Here is a 17,271-nt window from a genome sequence, read left to right on the forward strand (position 1 = left end):
CCTTGCTTAGCGTACTTTTTTATCTTTATAGGACAAGGAACCATTGAACCAATGAAAAACTTTAATGTTGGCGATTTTATATTTGAAAATCTCTCACGAGTGATGTCACTCTCTGTACTTTTAATTCTTGTGAGTATTTTTTATGTCTTGTATGACCACGCTAAACTTGCCATTGATGTCCTTGGACTCAAATTTATTTTTGACACCGATTGGGCGCCTAACCTTGAAAAATTTGGAGCATTTCCAGCCATTTATGGAACACTCTCCAGTACAACCATTGCGATGGTTTTAGCAACACCCATTGCCCTTGGTATTGCTATTTTTCTCTCTGAAATTGCAAGAGGACGTTTCAAAGCATTGATTGGAACTATGATAGAACTTCTTGCTGCAATTCCATCCATTGTTTATGGTATGTGGGGTCTCTTTTTCTTTGTACCTATCATTCAAAAATTGACGCATAGTTCAGGTATCGGCACATTGACTGCGAGTGTTATCTTAGCTATTATGATTATTCCTTTTACCGCCGCTGTTTCGCGTGATGCTATGGATACAACACCAGACATTTTGAAAGAATCAGCCTATGCCCTAGGCGCTACCAAATGGGACGTCATCAAAGATGTCATCATCCCCTTTGCTAAAGTCGGTGTTATCGGTTCGATCATCCTCTCTTTGGGGCGCGCTCTTGGAGAGACGATGGCAGTTACCTTTGTCATGGGAAATAGCACCAACATGCCTTCCTCCATCCTCCAGCCAGCTACCAGCATTCCTGTGATCTTGGCCAATGAATTTAGTGAAGCTGATGGCGATTTATACTACTCCAGCCTCTTCTATTTGGCACTAATTTTGTTTGTGGTTAGTTTTTCTGTCATCGCCGTTGCTAAATTTGCCTTTTTACGAAAAGTGAGAAAAAATGGTTAATACTTCTTATAAAAAACGAAAAATCACCAATATCATTGCTCTGTCTCTTGCCTTCTTCGCAACTGCGATTGGTATCTTTTTTCTCTTTTGGATTTTAGGGGTACTTTTGGTGAATGGACTTTCACATATATCTCTTGATCTTTTTATGAAAGATGGTGCACCTCCAGGTATTGCACCTAGCGGTCTTCGTCATGCTTTAGTGGGACATTTAATGCTTACTCTCTCATCTACCATTATTGGCGTACCGATGGGACTTTTAGCAGGAACCTACCTCAGTGAATACGGTAGAAATTCACGTTTTGCTAACTTTACACGTGATATTTCAGACATTATGATGTCCGCTCCTTCGATCATTGTGGGTGTCTTTGTGTATGGTATCTTGGTCATGCCGATTGGGCACTTTTCAGGATGGGCAGGTAGTGTAGCACTAGCGATTATTATGATTCCTGTCATTATTCGCACCACCGATGATATGCTCGCTCTCGTTCCTATTGAACTAAGAGAAGCTGCTTACGCACTAGGTGCGCCTAAATGGAAAGTCATCATTCAAGTGGTGTATAAAGGGGCGATTACAGGCATTACCACTGGTATTCTTTTAGGAGTTGCTAGGGTTGCGGGAGAGACAGCTCCACTGCTCTTTACCGCCTTTAATAACAACTTTTTTTCACTCGACATGTCCGAATCCATGGCATCGCTCACCGTAACGATGTTCAACTATACCATGAGCCCTTATGAAGATTGGCAAGCAATAGGGTGGGCCAGTGCGGCGATCTTAGCGTTTGCCATTCTTGCCATCAACATTGGTGGTCGCCTTCTCATTAAGAAAAGAAATAAATAAAGGAATTTTATGTCTACGATTATTACCATGAACGATCCTCTTGAGCTTGAAGTTAAAAATTTTAATTTCTTTTATGCAGGAAAAAATGAGCCCAATCTCAAGTCCGTCGATATGCCTATTGCAAAGAAAAAGGTTACGGCGCTTATTGGACCGAGTGGTTGCGGCAAAACAACACTGCTTCGATCGTTCAACCGTATGCATGACCTCTACCCAGGAAATCGCTACGAAGGAGAAATTCGCTTTCACAATGACAACCAAAACCTCTTAGATAAAGAGATTGATTTGATTGCACTTCGCATGAAGATAGGAATGATTTTTCAAAAACCAACCCCCTTTCCAATGAGCATTTTTGACAATGTAGCGTATGGCTTGCGACTTCAAGGGCTAAAAGATAAAAAAATACTGGCAGAAAAAGTGGAAAAAGCGCTTCGTGGTGCGGCATTGTGGGATGAAGTGAAGGACCGCTTAAAAGATGGTGCTTCTGCCCTTTCAGGGGGACAACAACAACGCCTTTGTATCGCACGTGCTGTTGCGGTTGAACCGGATGTTTTGTTGTTTGATGAGCCTACCAGTGCACTTGATCCTATCTCAACCTTAGCCATTGAGCAGTTGATCATCGAGCTTAAAGAGCAATTAACCGTTATCATTGTCACACACAACCTGCAACAAGCCGCACGTCTTTCAGACTATACCGCCTTTATGTATTTAGGCGAGCTTATTGAACTAGGAGCCACCAAAGATATGTTTGTTAATCCACAAGAACGCCTCACAGAAGAGTACATCACAGGAAGATTTGGATGATTCCAATCTTCCATCATCCTTTTTACATGTAAAACTCATAATTCCTTCATAATAAATCTCAATTACTTATTTTACAGCCCATTACATCTTACTATTATTGTATTGTTTAGTATACCGATGTATAATTGCATGCTAATTTTTAATTTATGTCAACAAGGATTTTTATGTTAACCACTATTCGAGCTAAACTCTTCTTCTTACTTTTTGTTGTTCTTTTGGGCACTGTGAGTCTTAGCTATTTACTCATTTCTAACACAAATGGTGCAGAGAAGGCATCAAGCCAAATTCAAACAACGGGGGAAATTTCAAAATATACGGCGCAACTTTTGATGTATGCACGAGGCTATCAACTCTTTTTTGATCAAGAATCATTAGACTCCTATAACCTCTCTTATAAAAATCTATCTGAAAATCTTGATACATTGCAAAAAAGACTTCAGTTTAAAGAGAACCTTGATCGTTTAAGTCAAATTCAAGCAGATCTTCACAAACATTATGCCACCAATGCAGCACGTATCGAAATTATGAAAAAATACACCACACAGATCACTTCACCTGAATTTCTTGCATCGGCTGATGGTAAAAAATTTACGCAATTAACAGCACAACTTCATACTGAAAATATTTCTCTTGAAGAGCAAGTGACAAAATTTTCGAATGCCATTATGGCTTATGAAGATGCACAACTTGAAAAATTTAGAATCATTGGCATTATGATGGCACTTGTTATTTCAGGTTTGGTCTCTTTTCTCTTCTGGTTTATTGCAAGTCAAATTAAACGCTCCATCCGAAAATCTTCCGATGAGTGTAATTATATTGGTCAAAACAAAGACCTAAGTCATACGATTCAAACCCTTGGAAACGATGAAATCTCCCAAATGATGACAACCGTCGATACTCTCCTTTCTCAACTAAGTACAGCGATTGATGGTGCTAAGCGTACGGCTTTAGAAAATGCTGCCGTTGCTGAAGAGCTCTCTTCGACCTCATTGGAGATCGGCAAACGTACGGAAGATGCGGCTAAAGAGGTTGATGAAACCGTCATAGCCACACAAGCAGTCGCTTCTATCTTAAAAACCAGTGAAGAGAGTTCTACGCATTCAGGTGATATGATTGCCAGTGTTGCCGATGAGTTAGGCGATGCCTCAAAAGAGGTTTTAGCTGTCTCTTCCGATCTTCAAACCATTGTGGTCAGTCAAACCGATCTTTCCAGTAGACTCGAACATCTGGATCAAGAGGTTTCACAAGTCAGACAAGTGCTCTCTGTTATCTCCGATATTGCCGAACAGACCAATCTTTTGGCTCTTAATGCCGCCATTGAAGCAGCGCGCGCAGGGGAACATGGACGTGGTTTTGCCGTCGTTGCCGATGAAGTGCGCAAACTTGCTGAACGCACTCAAAAAAGCCTTGTGGAGAGTAATGCAACCGTTGCCGTCATCGTTCAATCTGTGAACACCTCAACCGAAATGATGAAAAAAAGTGCAGAAGAAATTCAAGCGCTTGGGCTTCGCGCTGAAACAACACAATCCTTAATGCTCAAAACCGTGGACAATATGAATGAAGCAAAAGCACTTGCCCTAGGAACGGCTAAAGATGCGAAAGCGGGAAGCTCAAAAGCGAATGAAGTATTAGTTCGTATTAACAATATTCACCAACTCTCTACCACCAATGCTCGTAGTGTTGAAGAAATTGCCAGTGCCGCTGAGCACCTCTCTAAACTCTCCAACGACTTAAGTCATGCACTTTCAGTGTTTAAAACTGCCTAAGGAGCGGTAATGTCAGAAATTATGCCTAGCCTCTTTTTGGGACATGGATCACCCATGAATTTGATTTTGGAAAATAGCTTCACAGAAGCCTTAGAAGCCCTTTCCAAAGAGCTTCCTGCACCCAAAGCCATTCTGGTTATCTCCGCGCACTGGTACACCACACAAACGGCAGTGAGCATCAGTTCAGGTATTGCGTATGAGACGTTGTACGATTTTTACGGCTTCCCTCCTTCTCTTTATGAGCTGAGTTATCCATCACCCACAAATAATACCCTCTCCAAACGCATCGCTGATCTTTTGGATGTGCCTTTAGTAGAGCGAGGATTAGATCATGGCGCATGGATGCCCTTGCACTTTCTCTTCCCCAAAGCCAACATTCCGATCATACAACTCAGCCTCAATAAAAACCTTCCACTCGCTTTACATGTAAAGATGGGAGAGCAACTTAAAGTGCTCCGTGAAGAGGGCATTATGATCATTGGCAGTGGGAACATCACGCACAATTTAGGGCTGGTTGATTTTTACAATATCAATGCTCCCGCCGTAGAATGGGCCAAAAATGTTGATACTTTTGTCGACAAAGCATTTACATGTAACGATACGGATGCACTGATCAGAATTGAGTCGTTGTGCCCTGATTTTAAAACGGCACACCCAGCCATCGATCACTATTTACCACTGCTTTACATCGCAGGGACACGCAAAGAAGAAGATGAAATCAACGTCATTACACCCTTTTTCCAAAACGCTAGCCTCTCCATGCGAGGTTTCATGCTCCATTAACACCGCTTTTGTTCACAAACCCTTGGTGCGTAAGTGTTTACCAAGGGTGAAATCTCTTTACATGTAACCTCAATATCACGCTAAATCTCACATAGAACAACTACAATTAGAACGATAATAAATTAAATTTTATATGTAAGGAATATTTTATGTTTCAGACCGTCCAAGCAAAACTGCTTTTTTTACTGGCGATTATTCTCATAGGTACTTTAGGGCTTAGTTATTTGCTGATGTCCAATGGAAATCATGCGCAAACAGCTGTGGCAAAAGTGCAGACCATCGGTAAACTTCCACGCTATACAGCAGAGCTTTTGATGTACTCTAGAGGCTATCAAATTTCATACAATCAAAAATTTATGGACGATTCCTATCAAGCCCAAACTAACCTCATTCAAGCCATTGATGACCTCAGACCTTTGCTCACCTCAGCCAAAGAAATTGAACTTTTGGATGTCATTCATAAAGGCGTCGAGGAGTTTAAAGCCTCTAGCACACCGCGCTTTGAAATGCTAAAAAAATACAAAGAGACAACAAACTCGCCTGAATTTCTGGCTACTGCAGAGGGCAAAAAATTTACAGAGCTGACCAACATCGGCAGAACTGCTTTCATTTCGATCTCAAAAAATTCCGATGAACTCTCTAAACTCATCGAACGCGATGCAGGCACCACGCTCAACAAGGCACAACATATGGGAATTGTCATGGCACTTCTCATTTTAGGGTTCACTACATTTCTGTTCAGATACATCGCCCTTAAAATTAAAAAATCCCTCACCAAAGCAGCGCAGGAGTGTGAGTACATTGGGCGTACGAAAGATTTGAGCCATTCGATTGAGATTATGGGAAATGATGAAATTGCTGACATTATGCGCACAATCAATGCTCTTTTTGATCACTTACGCATGGCGATTGATGATGCTAAACGCACCGCGATGGAAAATGCCGCTGTGGCAGAAGAGCTCTCTTCCACCTCCCTTCAAATCGGAAAACGTACCGAAGAGACAGACCAAGAAGTCGATCATGCGGTCAATACCACCAAGAAAGTTGCAAGTATTTTACATACCAGCGAAGAAAATGCTCAACATGCGGGCGTAGTGATGCAAAATGTTGCCCATGAACTCAATAATGCTTCAGAAGAAGTCCTTGCTGTCTCAAATGACCTTCAAACCGTTGTTGTCAATCAAACCGATCTATCCGCACGTTTAGAACAACTTGATCAAGAGGTTTCCCAAGTCCAACAAGTCCTTTTGGTGATCTCCGATATTGCAGAGCAAACCAATCTTTTGGCACTCAATGCCGCCATTGAAGCAGCACGTGCAGGGGAACAAGGGCGTGGATTTGCCGTTGTCGCTGACGAAGTGCGAAAACTCGCTGAACGTACTCAAAAAAGCCTTGTAGAGAGTAACTCTACCGTTGCAGTTATTACCCAATCCGTCAATACAACATCCGATCTTATGAAAAAGAATGCGAAAGAGATTCAGTCTCTTGGACACCGAGCAGAAAACACCCAACAATTGATGCTTAAAACCGTCAGTAGCATGAATGCAACCGCAAGCATTGCAGAAGGTTCTGCACACGAAGCCAAACAGGGAAGCAGTGAAGCTGCTGTTATGTTAGAGCGTGTTGCAACCATTCATAAACTCACCTCTACCAATGCCAGAAGCGTCGAAGAGATCGCAAGTGCAGCAGAACACCTCGCCAAACTTTCCACCAATCTCAGCCACGCACTCTCCGCCTTTAAAACAGCCTAAGCTAAAAAAACTCCCAAGTCCCTATTAGGGCCTTAGGAGTTTTTATGCACCTTTGATATAACGCGTCTTTTTAGCTTCTTTTATCTTGGTAATATCCACCAAAATAAAGCTGTCCACGCAGTTGGCAAACTCTTTGTCGATGTTAAAATCTAAAAATAAAATGCCACCCTCTTCGCACAATTCGGTGTATTGCTTGTAAAGAGTTGGCACACTGAGATCCATCGAGGAGAGTTGTTCTTTAAGAACCGTAAAATCCTCTTTATAGTCATTGCCTTTAAAAAAAGCTTGCGCTTCTTCTTTTTCCGCTTTGCTCATAAAAAAACGATTACGAGCACTCACCAACTCTTTGGGCGTTGAAAAATAGAGCGCATAAAAAGTCACAATAAGATTTTTGGCGATCTTAGGATAAACATCACTCAAACTTACAGGACCGTACATATAGCGAATATGCGGGTTTTGAAACAGATACGCCCCAATGCCTTGCCAGAGGTAATCCAGCGCCCTACTTCCCCAATAACGGGGTTGCACAAAACTGCGCCCTAGTTCGATGGAGTTATGCAAGTAGGGCTCAAACTCTGGGGTAAACTCAAACAAAGTTTGTGAATAAAAGCCATCAACACTAAAATATTCGCTAATAAAATTTGCCTCTCCAATGCGGTACGCACCTACCACCTCAAGCTCTTCATCATCCCATAATACAATGTGTTTATAGTGTTTATCGAAAAGGTCTACATCGCGTTTTCCACCCGTTCCCTCTTCCACTTTTCGGAACGTAAACTCTCTGAGTCGTCCAATTTCGCGCATCAAAACGGAACCACTTTCGTATTCATACAGATAGATCTTTTTGCCATCACTCGTTTGACCCAAAGTGTTGACTTTTTTAAGCTCAGAGCGAATTGCTTTGCGCTCTTCTGGATGCGCAATAGCGGTTTGTGTTGCAAAGATTCCTTTTTTACCTTTACTGATTTTATAGAGATGTTTTTTGAGCAAATTAATCAATGTACTTTCGCCGAGTTCTGACTTTTGAAGTGTTTTATAGGCAATCATTTCACCCACTTTAAAGTTGATCACTTTAGAGCGTTTTTTAAACATCTCACTGGCAAGCAAAATCATCGAAAGCTTTTTGTTAATCATCGAAATCGTATAAAATAGCGGTGAATTTTTAGCATCTATATAAATAGGCAAAATAGGCGAATTGCTCTTTTGTGCAAATTTAAGAAACCCTTTTTTCCATTTCGTATCTTTAATGCCAGTGGGATGTGCGCGTGACACTTCACCTGAGGGAAAAACGATGAGCGCTTCATCATTTTCAAGCGCATCGTAGACTTTCTTGATCGACTCTTTTGCCGTAGCACCAGATATATTGTCAATGGGAATCAGTAAACTTTGCAAAGGTTCTATCTGCATTAAAACATCGTTGGCAATGACTTTGACATCGCTACGTATCTCTTTGATGAGTGCAATGAGAGAAAGCGCATCCAATGCACCTAAGGGATGATTGGCAACGATAATGACACGACCAGAGGAAGGAATATTGGCTTTATCTTTGTTTGAAACGGTATATCCAAAATTAAAATACTCCAAAACCGCTTCCACAAAATCAAACCCACGATATGCTTCCCCATGAATGAGAAAAGTGTTAATCTCATCTTGATGCAAAAGTTTTTTCAGCAGATAAATCAGACAATTTTTCACAATTGTTGGATAATAGACAATACTAGGATACTTGAGGTGTAATGCTTTTTCAACATCAACCATGAATACTCCTTTACTTTTTCGCATAGTATAAAAGGAGCTCATTACGATACGGTAACGAAGGAGAGGTTTTTATGTTACCATATTGTAATGATTTCCTATTAGAATGGGAGCAAATATTATAAGGAATACAAATGCTTCAAAAGTATGAAGAAAGACTCAGTGAAATCAAAAAAATGCTCTTGGGTTTAGGATCAGATATTATCATGGCAAGTGAAAAAGCACTGAGTGGCATGGAAAGTTTAGATGTGACTCGTTTTGAATCTGCTCGCACTTTACTCAAAAATGTGGAGACTCAAGCTAATGCGATTGATAATGAAATTGTTGTGACATTAGCGCTTTTTGGACCTGAAGCAAAAGACCTTCGTAAAATGGTTGCTTACCTTAAAATCACCAATGAACTTGTCAAAATTGCTGAAAATATCCGCAGTTTCAGTAAGCGTATGGCACTCCATCTTCAAGGCGATGTACCATTGATCTCACTACACGAATACTCAACACACCTTTGCAAAACCTCTGTTCAAGCCGTTACGTTAGCCCTTGGCACGATTGATATTGGCGATAAAGATACGCTTGAAGACACGTATCGAAAAGTCAAAGTGGAAGAGAGCAAAAGTGACGATCTTTACTCTATTTTGGAAAAAAATATCTTAAGTGACATTACAAAAACCATCGATCAATCCGCTGATTTTATTCAGATTTTAAGTACCATGCGCAAGTTAGAACGTATGGCAGATCGCAGTGTCAATATCGTCCAACTGATGATTTTTTCACGTGTGGGTGGAGAGATGAAAACCTATTAAAATTCTGCCACGCATGTGGCAAGCTTGAGTGCCTTAGCGGCCAGCGTAGCGTGTTGAGCTTTCCTAACATGCGTATAAAAATGTAAATTTCTGCCACGTACGTGGCAAGCTTTAGTGCCTTAGCGGCTAGCGTAGCGTGTTGAGCTTTGCCCAACGCGCGTGTTAAAGATCAGAGGGAAAATGAAACAGACTATTTTGATTATTGAAGATGAAGAAGATCTCTTAGAACTTTTGGAGTACCATTTGCAAAAAGAGGGCTATGAAACGTTAGGTTTTTTAAGCAGTAAAAATGTTGAAAAATGCCTTCAAGAAGAGCCCATCGACCTCCTCATCGTTGATCGAAATTTACCAGGGGTTGAAGGCAGTGAGTTTGTTGAGAGCCTACGCAAAAAAGGGTTCACACAAGCCGTTATTTTTGTCACAGCCAAAGACAGTGATACAAACATTGAAGAAGGTTTTGTGCGAGGAGGAGACGACTACGTTACTAAACCGTACAATATGAAAGAGCTTCTTTTACGCATCAAAGCGATTCTCTCTCGTACTGCACCCAAAAATGAAAAATCATTACTCTCTTACCGTGACCTCAGTCTCGATCTTGAAGCACACCGTTTACATGTAAACACCAAAGAGGTCGAACTCACCAAGCTTGAGTTTGACCTTTTACGCACCCTGATTGAAAACAAAAGCTCTGTGCTAAGTCGTGAATTTTTACTGGAACACGTTTGGAAAAACGATGAATTTTTTCAAGATAAAACGGTCAATGTCGCTATCAATCGCCTCAAACAGAAGATAGATCCCACCAAAGAAAAAGAGTACATCAAGTCTATTTGGGGAGTAGGATACACTTTATGCTAATGCTCCACCAACACATCACACGAGCACTCCTTGCACTTTTTTTTAACGACACTCTTTCTCTCAGGCGCAGTCAGCTACTTCGCCATCAAAAGTGACAACATTGATCACTATCGAAACAATCTCGAATCCCATATCAAGATTTTAGTGCGTGAATTACCACAAATGAACGACCTTGATAGTTTTGCAAAACGCTTTCGTGAGAGTACCGATATTCGCTTTACCCTCATTAACGAAGAGGGTATGGTCGTTACCGACAGTGACCATGACAGCGAAACAATGGATAACCACTCACATCGTGAGGAGATGATCAAAGCGGGCAAAGCCTCTTTTGGTTACTCTATCCGTTTTTCTGATACCATCAAAAGTAATTTTCTATACGTGGCACACCGCTTTAGCATGAACGATCATATTTACTTTTTACGATTGGCAAAAAATATCGATACTATTATGCATAATTTCTATGCTTTATGGTTTAAAATCGCCATTATCTTTACTGTGACAATTCTAATGGGATTGTATGGGGCGTATAGTTTTAGTCAAAAAATTCGACAAGAGATCGATAACATTGTCGAGAACCTTCAACAAATTGCTGACAAAGATTACAGAATTAAACTCTCTTCACATTTTAGTATGGAGTTTTTAGAAATTTCCAATTATCTCAAAAAGCTAGCCTCCAAACTGGAAAAAAGAGCCAAACAAAAACGAAAATACACCGCTAAGATCAAGCTGATTAGTCAACAACGTAGCGATGTTATCTCTGCCATTAGCCATGAGTTTAAAAACCCTATCGCTTCCATCATGGGATACGCGCAAACGCTTTTGGATGATCCCAATACCAATGCACAAATTAGAGAGCGCTTTTTAGGGAAAATTGTTCAAAATGGGCAGAAAATTTCCAATATGATCGACCGTTTAGCGCTAACAACCAAATTTGAAAATGGTGATTTTACAACCCAAAACACCACATTTGACCTAGTGAAGCTGACTCAAGAAATTGCACAGAGTTTTAGAGAAAAACAGCCTACCCGAACCATTCATACAGAACTTCCTGCAATGTATATGGTATCGGCAGATCGTACGATGATAGAGCTTGTCATCACTAACCTCATCGACAATGCCCTCAAATATTCTGAAGAAAGCATTACCCTTGTTCTTGAGAATGACGCTTTACATGTAAAAGATCAAGGCATGGGTATCAAAAGCGAAGAGATCGAAAAAGTGACTCAAAAATTCTACCGCTCGAATTCACACTCATGGGATAACTCCATGGGACTTGGACTTGCTCTTGTGAACTACATTCTTAAACTTCACAACACTACACTAGAGATACAAAGTAGCTTAGGTGTAGGATCTGATTTTTCGTTTAAATTACCTTCAAACTGATTTATTATAAGATAAACCCATCAATTTCGTCACTTTTGTTAAAGTTTTGGCCAGGTATCTGGCAAGCTTTAGCGTCCCAATGGCAAACGTAGCGTTGCAGGCTTTGCCTACAACGTGTATCAAAATAAAAAAGGGCTCAACATGTACAATATGGGTGAACCGCGCATCAAAATTGTTGCGATGCCAAAAGATACTAACCCCTCTGGTAATATCTTTGGAGGCTGGATTATGTCGCAAATGGACATTGCAGGAAGCCTTGCTGTACGCGATCTCAACGTTGGACGCGTAGTAACGGTTGCCGTACAATCTATGGAGTTTAGAGAAGCCGTTAAAGTAGGTGACGTTCTGAGTTGCTATGCTAAGATCATGAAGGTGGGGAAAACATCCCTTACCGTGCGTATTGAAGTCAATGCCGAACGCTCCATTGAAGGGGCACACCGTTGTTTACATGTAACGAGTGCCGTGATTACCTATGTCAACGTTTCGTCGGATGGTAAAAAAATGCCCATTCCTTATACCGATAACGAACTCATAGCGCTCGGTATTGAAGTAAACGCATAATGCGTTTACTTCTCAAGAACAAATTGACTCAGTGGGGTATCTGCGACCATTAAATCCTCGATTACCCCTTTACCCTCTAAAATTCTAAGCTTTGCTCTCACCGTTATTCCGCTATTTTGTCTTAAAACTTTTTCAGCTTTTGGTGCTAATTCCTCACGCATGTAAAAACGATCAAATGGTAATGAAAAAGAGACAAGTCTTGAGAGATCTTCTTTTTGAGTCATACCTTGATAGAGAGGATGAACATTCACTTCCAAAAAATTTCCACTCAGTGGCTTTGTAAAGCGTATCTCTTTGATGCTATCCTTTTGATCACTGTGTTCAAAAATGGCATACGCTTTAGAATGTTCTCTCATAGTCTCATCCTCAGCTAGAGGTGCTTTTGTAGCCGTATCAAAACGAAGTGTAACATAGCGTCCCCGAAATGGATCATACGGATCAAGTGGCGATACTTTCAAATAAAAGACTTCACCTTCTTTGAGAATGCGCTCATAACTGAGTATTTGAAACGCAATGACGCCAAGTTGTACGGCACACAGAAGCCCAAAAAAAATCCACGAGAGGAGTTTCATATTTTTCATGCGTTAGCCCTCAATTTTCGTCGTACAAAAGCATTGATCACTAAAAATAATATGCCTGTAACGATAAATGCCACACCTTTAGCTACCAGATCAAACTTAGCATCCATGAAATGAATCCAAACCGTTAATGCGATTAAAATCATCCCTTGATTGATCAGTCCTAAACGCCCCTCTTTGGCACCGCATACAATCATCCACGAAGCCCCCAAGAGTAAAGATACATTGATAAAGAGCATTGGAGCCAAAGCAGATATTTCGTGATGGCTTTGAAGCAGTGTGTATATCAAGAAAATGATAGGAGCCAGGATAATAAGCACTTCAGCGGGAACCTGCTTAAGCTTTTGTAAAAATAGCACGAGAAGTGCTACAAAAAGTACGATCAGACTGATCGCCAGCCAACCTATCTGGCTAGATTCATCTATCATTGAATCTGATCCATCCAGCCAAATGCGTGCCCGAAACGAAACCTGAGTCAGCACCAAGAACAAAGCTCCAAATTTTCCGATGCGTTCAAAAGGACGTTGCCATGTTTTTTCACCATGCGAAAGATACAGCATTCCTGCCATGTAATACAGTGCAAAGAAAAGTGCAAAATAGTTAACCATACTGCGTAAATGAGGCATAAGACGCGTTTGCGTTAAGATTTCAACGAGAAAGACAAGAAAAAAGTGAGATCGCAAGTTCCCAACTAAGGAGTAAGGTGCCATTGGTATTTTTTGCTGTTCTCAGTTGCCACACATAGTAGCCAAGCCAACAAAGCACAATGCCTAAAAGCGCCCATGTACTAAGGAAAGAGTCTGTATTCATTTCCAGCAATGTGCTTAAGTCACTTCGATGACTGATCCACACAACTGTCCACAAAAAGATCTGTAAAAAAGCGGCACCCGAAGAAGGAAGCAACCATGCAATACCAAAGGAGAGTAAGAGCCAAATACTCAGAAAATCAAACACCGTACCGCCCAAATGGTATGTCTGTCCAATGATCGCCAACGATGCGCCCATCATCAAAAACCAAAAAATGCCACTCCCTTCTAGTAACGCTGTGTTGTTTGGCTTGTAGCGCTTCACAAAAAAACTAAACGTTTGTGCTCCCACTAAAAGAACAATGGCGAACAGTGTACGCTCCAGATGTCCCAACGCATCCCAATTGTAGGCTAAAAGGGAGATAATGCCCAATCCTACAAGCGCAAATCCTAGCAGACTAAACGCGATACCTGAAGAGCGAGAAGACGTTTTTTCACCCACATAACGACGCAAAAGTACCTGTGCGCCTTCATCGGTAACAATACCCTCTTGAACCCAAGAAGGCAGCTCTTTCTCAAGCCATTGGTAAGTTTCTTTGCTCATAACTACCTTTACATGTAAAGATCAATCAACGATAAAAAGCTTAGCTCCACTTGGTGTATACGAACGATGTGCCATCGTCTCATCTGCCACTTCGTAACTCATACCCGCTTGAAGAACGTGAACTTCTCCATTTTTAAGCTCCGTATAAAGTTCACCCTCTAAACACAAAAGAATATGCCCTTTTTGACACCAGTGATCGGCTTTATACCCTGCGGTGTATTCAACCATACGCACGCGAATACTTCCGCACTGTTTCGTACGCCAAAAGGCACTTCCACTCTCTCCTTTGTGTTCCACTTTTTCAACATTTTCCCAATCGGTTGTGCCAAAAGGGATGTTGGTCATATTCACTTTACATCTCTTTTACAGCCATATTTTGCGGCATAAACTTCGCCAAATGCGTGCATAGAGTCAAGCACTTTTTTAAGCTCTAAACCGATAGGGCTAAGCGCATACTCCACACGAGGAGGCACTTCAGCAAAAACTGTTCGCTCAATAATATGATCGGCTTCTAACTCTTTAAGTTTTTGTGTCACCGTTTTTTGTGTCACTTGTGAAAAAGCTTCACAAATGTCTTTAAATCTTTTTTGTCCGCCTAATAATATATAAACGATAAATATTTTACTTTTGTCGTTTATAATGTCCAATGTCAATGCTACAGGGCATTGCAACTCTTTTACGTCTGTTGTTATCATTGTTGTCACCTCTTAATTTGTATTATACCATAATCACCATTTTTGTTCTTTACTTACTTTTTATTCTATAATAAACTTTAAGGTGTTAAGAGGTATATTTTTCTAAATTTTTAGGAGAGATACTATGAAAAAAACATTGATTATTTTTGCGCACCCTAACATCGCGGAGTCCAAAGTCAACAAAGCACTTCTTGAGAGCATCAAAAATGAGCCAAATATCACCGTACATGATCTTTATGCAACATATAAAACTGTAGAGGCTATTGATGTTGCTAAAGAGCAAGCCCTATTAGTTCAATATGATCGCATCATTTTCCAATTTCCACTCTACTGGTATAGCACTCCTGCTATGTTAAAAGAGTGGCAAGATAAAGTTTTGGGATATGGTTTTGCATATGGCCCAGAGGGTAGTAAACTGGCAGGAAAAGAGAGCAAAATTGTTGTCAGTGTGGGTTCACCTGAGTACGCTTACCAAGCAGGTGCGTACAATAACTTTACGCTCAGTGAATACTTAAGACCGCTTTACTCAACCATTGTCTTTACAGGGATGGAATTCAAAGGGATTTTCGCATCTTATGGGGCGATGAAACTCACCGCAGAAGCGCTTGCAAAGGATGTTAAAACCTACCAAACCATCTTGCATACAGATGACTGGAGCACTTCCCTTTTCAAATTTTTAGCAGAGTAAACCAAAAGGGGCATACCCCTTTTATGCCTCATCTTTGGGCAATACAATTGTGATAAACAGCCCACCTCGCTCATTGGTTGCATTGATGGAGCCTTGCATCGTCTGTTCAATAATCTGTTTGGACATATAAAGCCCTCCACCATTGCCACGTGTCGGATCTTTTGTGGTAAAAAATGGATCAAAAACATGAGGAAGTTGTTCATCCGTCACACCACCTCCATTGTCTGAAACTTCAATAATGACATAGTGCTCTTGCTCATACCCCTTAATGGTAATTTCACCATGAGCAATCTGCCGCTCAATAAGCGCCTCTTTTGCATTGTGAATCAGCACTAAAAGGACATGCCCCAGCTCTTTCTTAAAAGTATTCAGCTCAATCTCTTGCGGACAATCCACACAAAATAAAATATCTCGATTGGCAATGCCACCATCGTTCATCCGAATACTCTCTTCAATACATTTCGATACTGAAAACAGAACTTTTCCCGTGTCGGCTAAAAAGAAATCTTTAAAATCATCAATCGTTGATGACATACTTTGAATTAAACTTCTTAGTTTTACAATCTCGTCTTCAAGGGTTTGAGGTGTGAGTTTTTTCATTTGGCTATCAAGATAAATCTTGCTAATAACCACACTAATCGTATTAAGCGGCTGTCTCCATTGATGCGCGATATTGCCCAACATCTCTCCTAAGGCTGCCAGTTTAGCTTGTTGAAAGAGCATTCGATCTTTAAGTCTGCTGTTCGCAACTTCTTCATCGATCTTTTTTTCCAAGTTTTTATTGAGATATTCTAGCTCTTCTTTTGTATCAAAGGACTCGCACAGTGCTGTTGAAATAGCACCATATTCATTCTCTTTGAGCAAATATTTACGTAAAGGCTCTTTATTTTTAGCATTGAGCGCAACTGTAATGTCTCGCAAAGGAAAAGAGATAAATTTTGCAATCAAAAGGGCAAAAACGATCATCAAAATAACCGTATGCACAATGGTCAGCTTCAACTCTTTTTTACCATAGCGATCCAACACTTCACTCATTCGATTATGAATATGTAAATAGAGTGTGCCTACTTTCTCGCCTTGAATTCCACTTAGAGGAATTTCATGGACGGTGTTATAGTCATCGTCATTTTGAATTGCACTTAAACGTGCCTCTGCAATTCCATAGCCACTAAGCTCTTCCAAAAATGCTTCATCCCAATGCTTTACAATCAGAACAAACCCTTTCGCTAAAGAGTTTTGAGCAATAGTCTCATCAATACGATGAATCGGCGCAACATAGCATTCTATAATTCCTTGCTGCGGTACTTTGGCATAGAAGTGTAAGAGCCCCGCATTGGCAGTATCAAATACCGCAAAAGGGACAAGTGCTTCAATCGCCTCTAAAAAAGGTTTATTGGATTCGGAAAAGAGGATTTTTTTATTCTGATCCAAGATATACATTCCATCGATACCAAATTGTACAATGCTTGCTCTAAGGTTATCTTCAGCCCATTGCGGATCTTTCGTATCGGTAAAATTGGCAAGGTCGTTCCACGCAGCATAATCAAGTGCTTGTTTTTTAAAAGAGTCTGATTTTAAAATTAAAAGTTGTTTGAACCCTTGAACGATCTCTTGGGCATTCTGCTTAGCCATCACATTGACATTGTCGCGTTCATTCACCCAAATGAAAGCTTCAACACCAATAGCCACTAAAAAAGTTAACATTGTCAAGAAGAAAAAAGAGGACTTCACACTCATCGCGGCACT

General features: G+C 40.7%; 18 protein-coding genes. 11 read left to right on the forward strand and 7 right to left on the reverse strand.

The window, feature by feature from the left end; translation table 11 throughout:
• Positions 1–51 precede the first annotated feature (51 nt).
• From pstC to Sdiek1_RS11800, 6 genes are all read left to right on the forward strand, one after another.
• A complete protein-coding gene (pstC, locus tag Sdiek1_RS11775) occupies positions 52–918 on the forward strand; it encodes a phosphate ABC transporter permease subunit PstC (RefSeq protein WP_087439290.1) in 867 nt (288 codons plus the stop codon).
• Positions 911–1,756 (forward strand): phosphate ABC transporter permease PstA, encoded by an 846-nt coding sequence (pstA, locus tag Sdiek1_RS11780; protein ID WP_087439291.1) that lies wholly within the window; start codon positions 911–913, stop codon positions 1,754–1,756. The genes pstC and pstA overlap by 8 nt, the downstream gene beginning before the upstream one ends.
• 9 nt (positions 1,757–1,765) lie before the next feature.
• On the forward strand, positions 1,766–2,557 hold the full coding sequence (gene pstB / locus Sdiek1_RS11785; protein WP_087439292.1) for a phosphate ABC transporter ATP-binding protein PstB: 792 nt from the start codon (positions 1,766–1,768) through the stop codon (positions 2,555–2,557).
• A gap of 164 nt (positions 2,558–2,721) precedes the next feature.
• Positions 2,722–4,323, forward strand: a complete 1,602-nt coding sequence (locus Sdiek1_RS11790; protein WP_087439293.1) for a methyl-accepting chemotaxis protein — start codon at positions 2,722–2,724, stop codon at positions 4,321–4,323.
• A gap of 9 nt (positions 4,324–4,332) precedes the next feature.
• Complete coding sequence (locus tag Sdiek1_RS11795) at positions 4,333–5,106, forward strand: dioxygenase family protein (RefSeq protein ID WP_087439294.1); 774 nt, start codon at positions 4,333–4,335, stop codon at positions 5,104–5,106.
• 149 nt (positions 5,107–5,255) lie between these two features.
• Positions 5,256–6,857, forward strand: coding sequence for a methyl-accepting chemotaxis protein (locus tag Sdiek1_RS11800; RefSeq protein ID WP_087439295.1), 1,602 nt, complete (start codon positions 5,256–5,258; stop codon positions 6,855–6,857).
• A gap of 42 nt (positions 6,858–6,899) precedes the next feature.
• Here the strand turns inward: Sdiek1_RS11800 and olsF are convergent, their stop codons facing one another.
• Positions 6,900–8,615: a bifunctional ornithine lipid synthase OlsF gene (gene olsF, locus Sdiek1_RS11805; RefSeq protein WP_087439296.1), complete on the reverse strand. Its 1,716-nt coding sequence runs from the start codon at positions 8,613–8,615 to the stop codon at positions 6,900–6,902.
• 131 nt (positions 8,616–8,746) lie between these two features.
• On the opposite strand from olsF, the gene Sdiek1_RS11810 reads away from it, so the two are divergent.
• The 4 genes from Sdiek1_RS11810 to Sdiek1_RS11825 all read left to right on the forward strand — a co-directional run bounded on the left by Sdiek1_RS11810 (position 8,747) and on the right by Sdiek1_RS11825 (position 12,214).
• Positions 8,747–9,415: a phosphate signaling complex PhoU family protein gene (locus Sdiek1_RS11810; RefSeq protein ID WP_087439297.1), complete on the forward strand. Its 669-nt coding sequence runs from the start codon at positions 8,747–8,749 to the stop codon at positions 9,413–9,415.
• Positions 9,416–9,595: 180 nt separating this feature from the next.
• Positions 9,596–10,270: a response regulator transcription factor gene (locus Sdiek1_RS11815; protein ID WP_087439298.1), complete on the forward strand. Its 675-nt coding sequence runs from the start codon at positions 9,596–9,598 to the stop codon at positions 10,268–10,270.
• A gap of 30 nt (positions 10,271–10,300) precedes the next feature.
• Positions 10,301–11,653: a sensor histidine kinase gene (locus Sdiek1_RS11820; protein ID WP_192866748.1), complete on the forward strand. Its 1,353-nt coding sequence runs from the start codon at positions 10,301–10,303 to the stop codon at positions 11,651–11,653.
• 141 nt (positions 11,654–11,794) lie between these two features.
• On the forward strand, positions 11,795–12,214 hold the full coding sequence (locus tag Sdiek1_RS11825; RefSeq protein WP_087439299.1) for an acyl-CoA thioesterase: 420 nt from the start codon (positions 11,795–11,797) through the stop codon (positions 12,212–12,214).
• Between the two features lie 5 nt (positions 12,215–12,219).
• Here the strand turns inward: Sdiek1_RS11825 and Sdiek1_RS11830 are convergent, their stop codons facing one another.
• The 5 genes from Sdiek1_RS11830 to Sdiek1_RS11850 are packed head-to-tail and all read right to left on the reverse strand — an operon-like array spanning position 12,220 to position 14,837.
• Entirely contained in the window at positions 12,220–12,795 is a 576-nt protein-coding gene (locus tag Sdiek1_RS11830; protein WP_087439300.1) for a GDYXXLXY domain-containing protein, read from the reverse strand.
• Positions 12,792–13,418 carry a hypothetical protein gene (locus tag Sdiek1_RS11835; RefSeq protein ID WP_151897991.1) on the reverse strand — a complete coding sequence of 209 codons (627 nt, stop codon included), beginning with the start codon at positions 13,416–13,418 and terminating at the stop codon, positions 12,792–12,794. Before Sdiek1_RS11835 ends, Sdiek1_RS11830 begins: the two co-directional genes overlap by 4 nt.
• Before the next feature lie 22 nt (positions 13,419–13,440).
• Positions 13,441–14,142, reverse strand: coding sequence for a DUF2157 domain-containing protein (locus Sdiek1_RS11840; RefSeq protein ID WP_087439302.1), 702 nt, complete (start codon positions 14,140–14,142; stop codon positions 13,441–13,443).
• 21 nt (positions 14,143–14,163) lie between these two features.
• Positions 14,164–14,487 carry a DHCW motif cupin fold protein gene (locus Sdiek1_RS11845; protein ID WP_228448219.1) on the reverse strand — a complete coding sequence of 108 codons (324 nt, stop codon included), beginning with the start codon at positions 14,485–14,487 and terminating at the stop codon, positions 14,164–14,166.
• A gap of 2 nt (positions 14,488–14,489) precedes the next feature.
• Positions 14,490–14,837, reverse strand: a complete 348-nt coding sequence (locus Sdiek1_RS11850; protein WP_087439304.1) for a winged helix-turn-helix transcriptional regulator — start codon at positions 14,835–14,837, stop codon at positions 14,490–14,492.
• 124 nt (positions 14,838–14,961) lie between these two features.
• On the opposite strand from Sdiek1_RS11850, the gene Sdiek1_RS11855 reads away from it, so the two are divergent.
• Positions 14,962–15,525, forward strand: coding sequence for an NAD(P)H-dependent oxidoreductase (locus tag Sdiek1_RS11855; protein ID WP_087439305.1), 564 nt, complete (start codon positions 14,962–14,964; stop codon positions 15,523–15,525).
• Between the two features lie 21 nt (positions 15,526–15,546).
• Here Sdiek1_RS11855 and Sdiek1_RS11860 read toward each other — a convergent pair whose 3' ends face one another.
• The gene (locus tag Sdiek1_RS11860) at positions 15,547–17,262 is read right to left on the reverse strand and encodes a sensor histidine kinase (RefSeq protein ID WP_087439306.1); all 1,716 of its coding nucleotides are present in this window, start codon (positions 17,260–17,262) and stop codon (positions 15,547–15,549) included.
• Positions 17,263–17,271: the final 9 nt, after the last annotated feature.

This window comes from Sulfurospirillum diekertiae (assembly GCF_002162315.1).
In the GTDB taxonomy this organism is placed as follows: Bacteria; Campylobacterota; Campylobacteria; order Campylobacterales; family Sulfurospirillaceae; genus Sulfurospirillum.

What these genes read in the sequence shown, in the direction of transcription:
- pstC (WP_087439290.1), top strand. Translation starts at nt 52, where the DNA reads ATGAAAAACTTTAATGTTGGCGATTTTATATTTGAAAATCTCTCACGA.
- pstA (WP_087439291.1), top strand. Translation starts at nt 911, where the DNA reads ATGGTTAATACTTCTTATAAAAAACGAAAAATCACCAATATCATTGCT.
- pstB (WP_087439292.1), top strand. Translation starts at nt 1,766, where the DNA reads ATGTCTACGATTATTACCATGAACGATCCTCTTGAGCTTGAAGTTAAA.
- Sdiek1_RS11790 (WP_087439293.1), top strand. Translation starts at nt 2,722, where the DNA reads ATGTTAACCACTATTCGAGCTAAACTCTTCTTCTTACTTTTTGTTGTT.
- Sdiek1_RS11795 (WP_087439294.1), top strand. Translation starts at nt 4,333, where the DNA reads ATGTCAGAAATTATGCCTAGCCTCTTTTTGGGACATGGATCACCCATG.
- Sdiek1_RS11800 (WP_087439295.1), top strand. Translation starts at nt 5,256, where the DNA reads ATGTTTCAGACCGTCCAAGCAAAACTGCTTTTTTTACTGGCGATTATT.
- olsF (WP_087439296.1), bottom strand. Translation starts at nt 8,615, where the DNA reads ATGGTTGATGTTGAAAAAGCATTACACCTCAAGTATCCTAGTATTGTC.
- Sdiek1_RS11810 (WP_087439297.1), top strand. Translation starts at nt 8,747, where the DNA reads ATGCTTCAAAAGTATGAAGAAAGACTCAGTGAAATCAAAAAAATGCTC.
- Sdiek1_RS11815 (WP_087439298.1), top strand. Translation starts at nt 9,596, where the DNA reads ATGAAACAGACTATTTTGATTATTGAAGATGAAGAAGATCTCTTAGAA.
- Sdiek1_RS11825 (WP_087439299.1), top strand. Translation starts at nt 11,795, where the DNA reads ATGTACAATATGGGTGAACCGCGCATCAAAATTGTTGCGATGCCAAAA.
- Sdiek1_RS11830 (WP_087439300.1), bottom strand. Translation starts at nt 12,795, where the DNA reads ATGAAAAATATGAAACTCCTCTCGTGGATTTTTTTTGGGCTTCTGTGT.
- Sdiek1_RS11835 (WP_151897991.1), bottom strand. Translation starts at nt 13,418, where the DNA reads ATGCCTCATTTACGCAGTATGGTTAACTATTTTGCACTTTTCTTTGCA.
- Sdiek1_RS11840 (WP_087439302.1), bottom strand. Translation starts at nt 14,142, where the DNA reads ATGAGCAAAGAAACTTACCAATGGCTTGAGAAAGAGCTGCCTTCTTGG.
- Sdiek1_RS11845 (WP_228448219.1), bottom strand. Translation starts at nt 14,487, where the DNA reads ATGACCAACATCCCTTTTGGCACAACCGATTGGGAAAATGTTGAAAAA.
- Sdiek1_RS11850 (WP_087439304.1), bottom strand. Translation starts at nt 14,837, where the DNA reads ATGATAACAACAGACGTAAAAGAGTTGCAATGCCCTGTAGCATTGACA.
- Sdiek1_RS11855 (WP_087439305.1), top strand. Translation starts at nt 14,962, where the DNA reads ATGAAAAAAACATTGATTATTTTTGCGCACCCTAACATCGCGGAGTCC.
- Sdiek1_RS11860 (WP_087439306.1), bottom strand. Translation starts at nt 17,262, where the DNA reads ATGAGTGTGAAGTCCTCTTTTTTCTTCTTGACAATGTTAACTTTTTTA.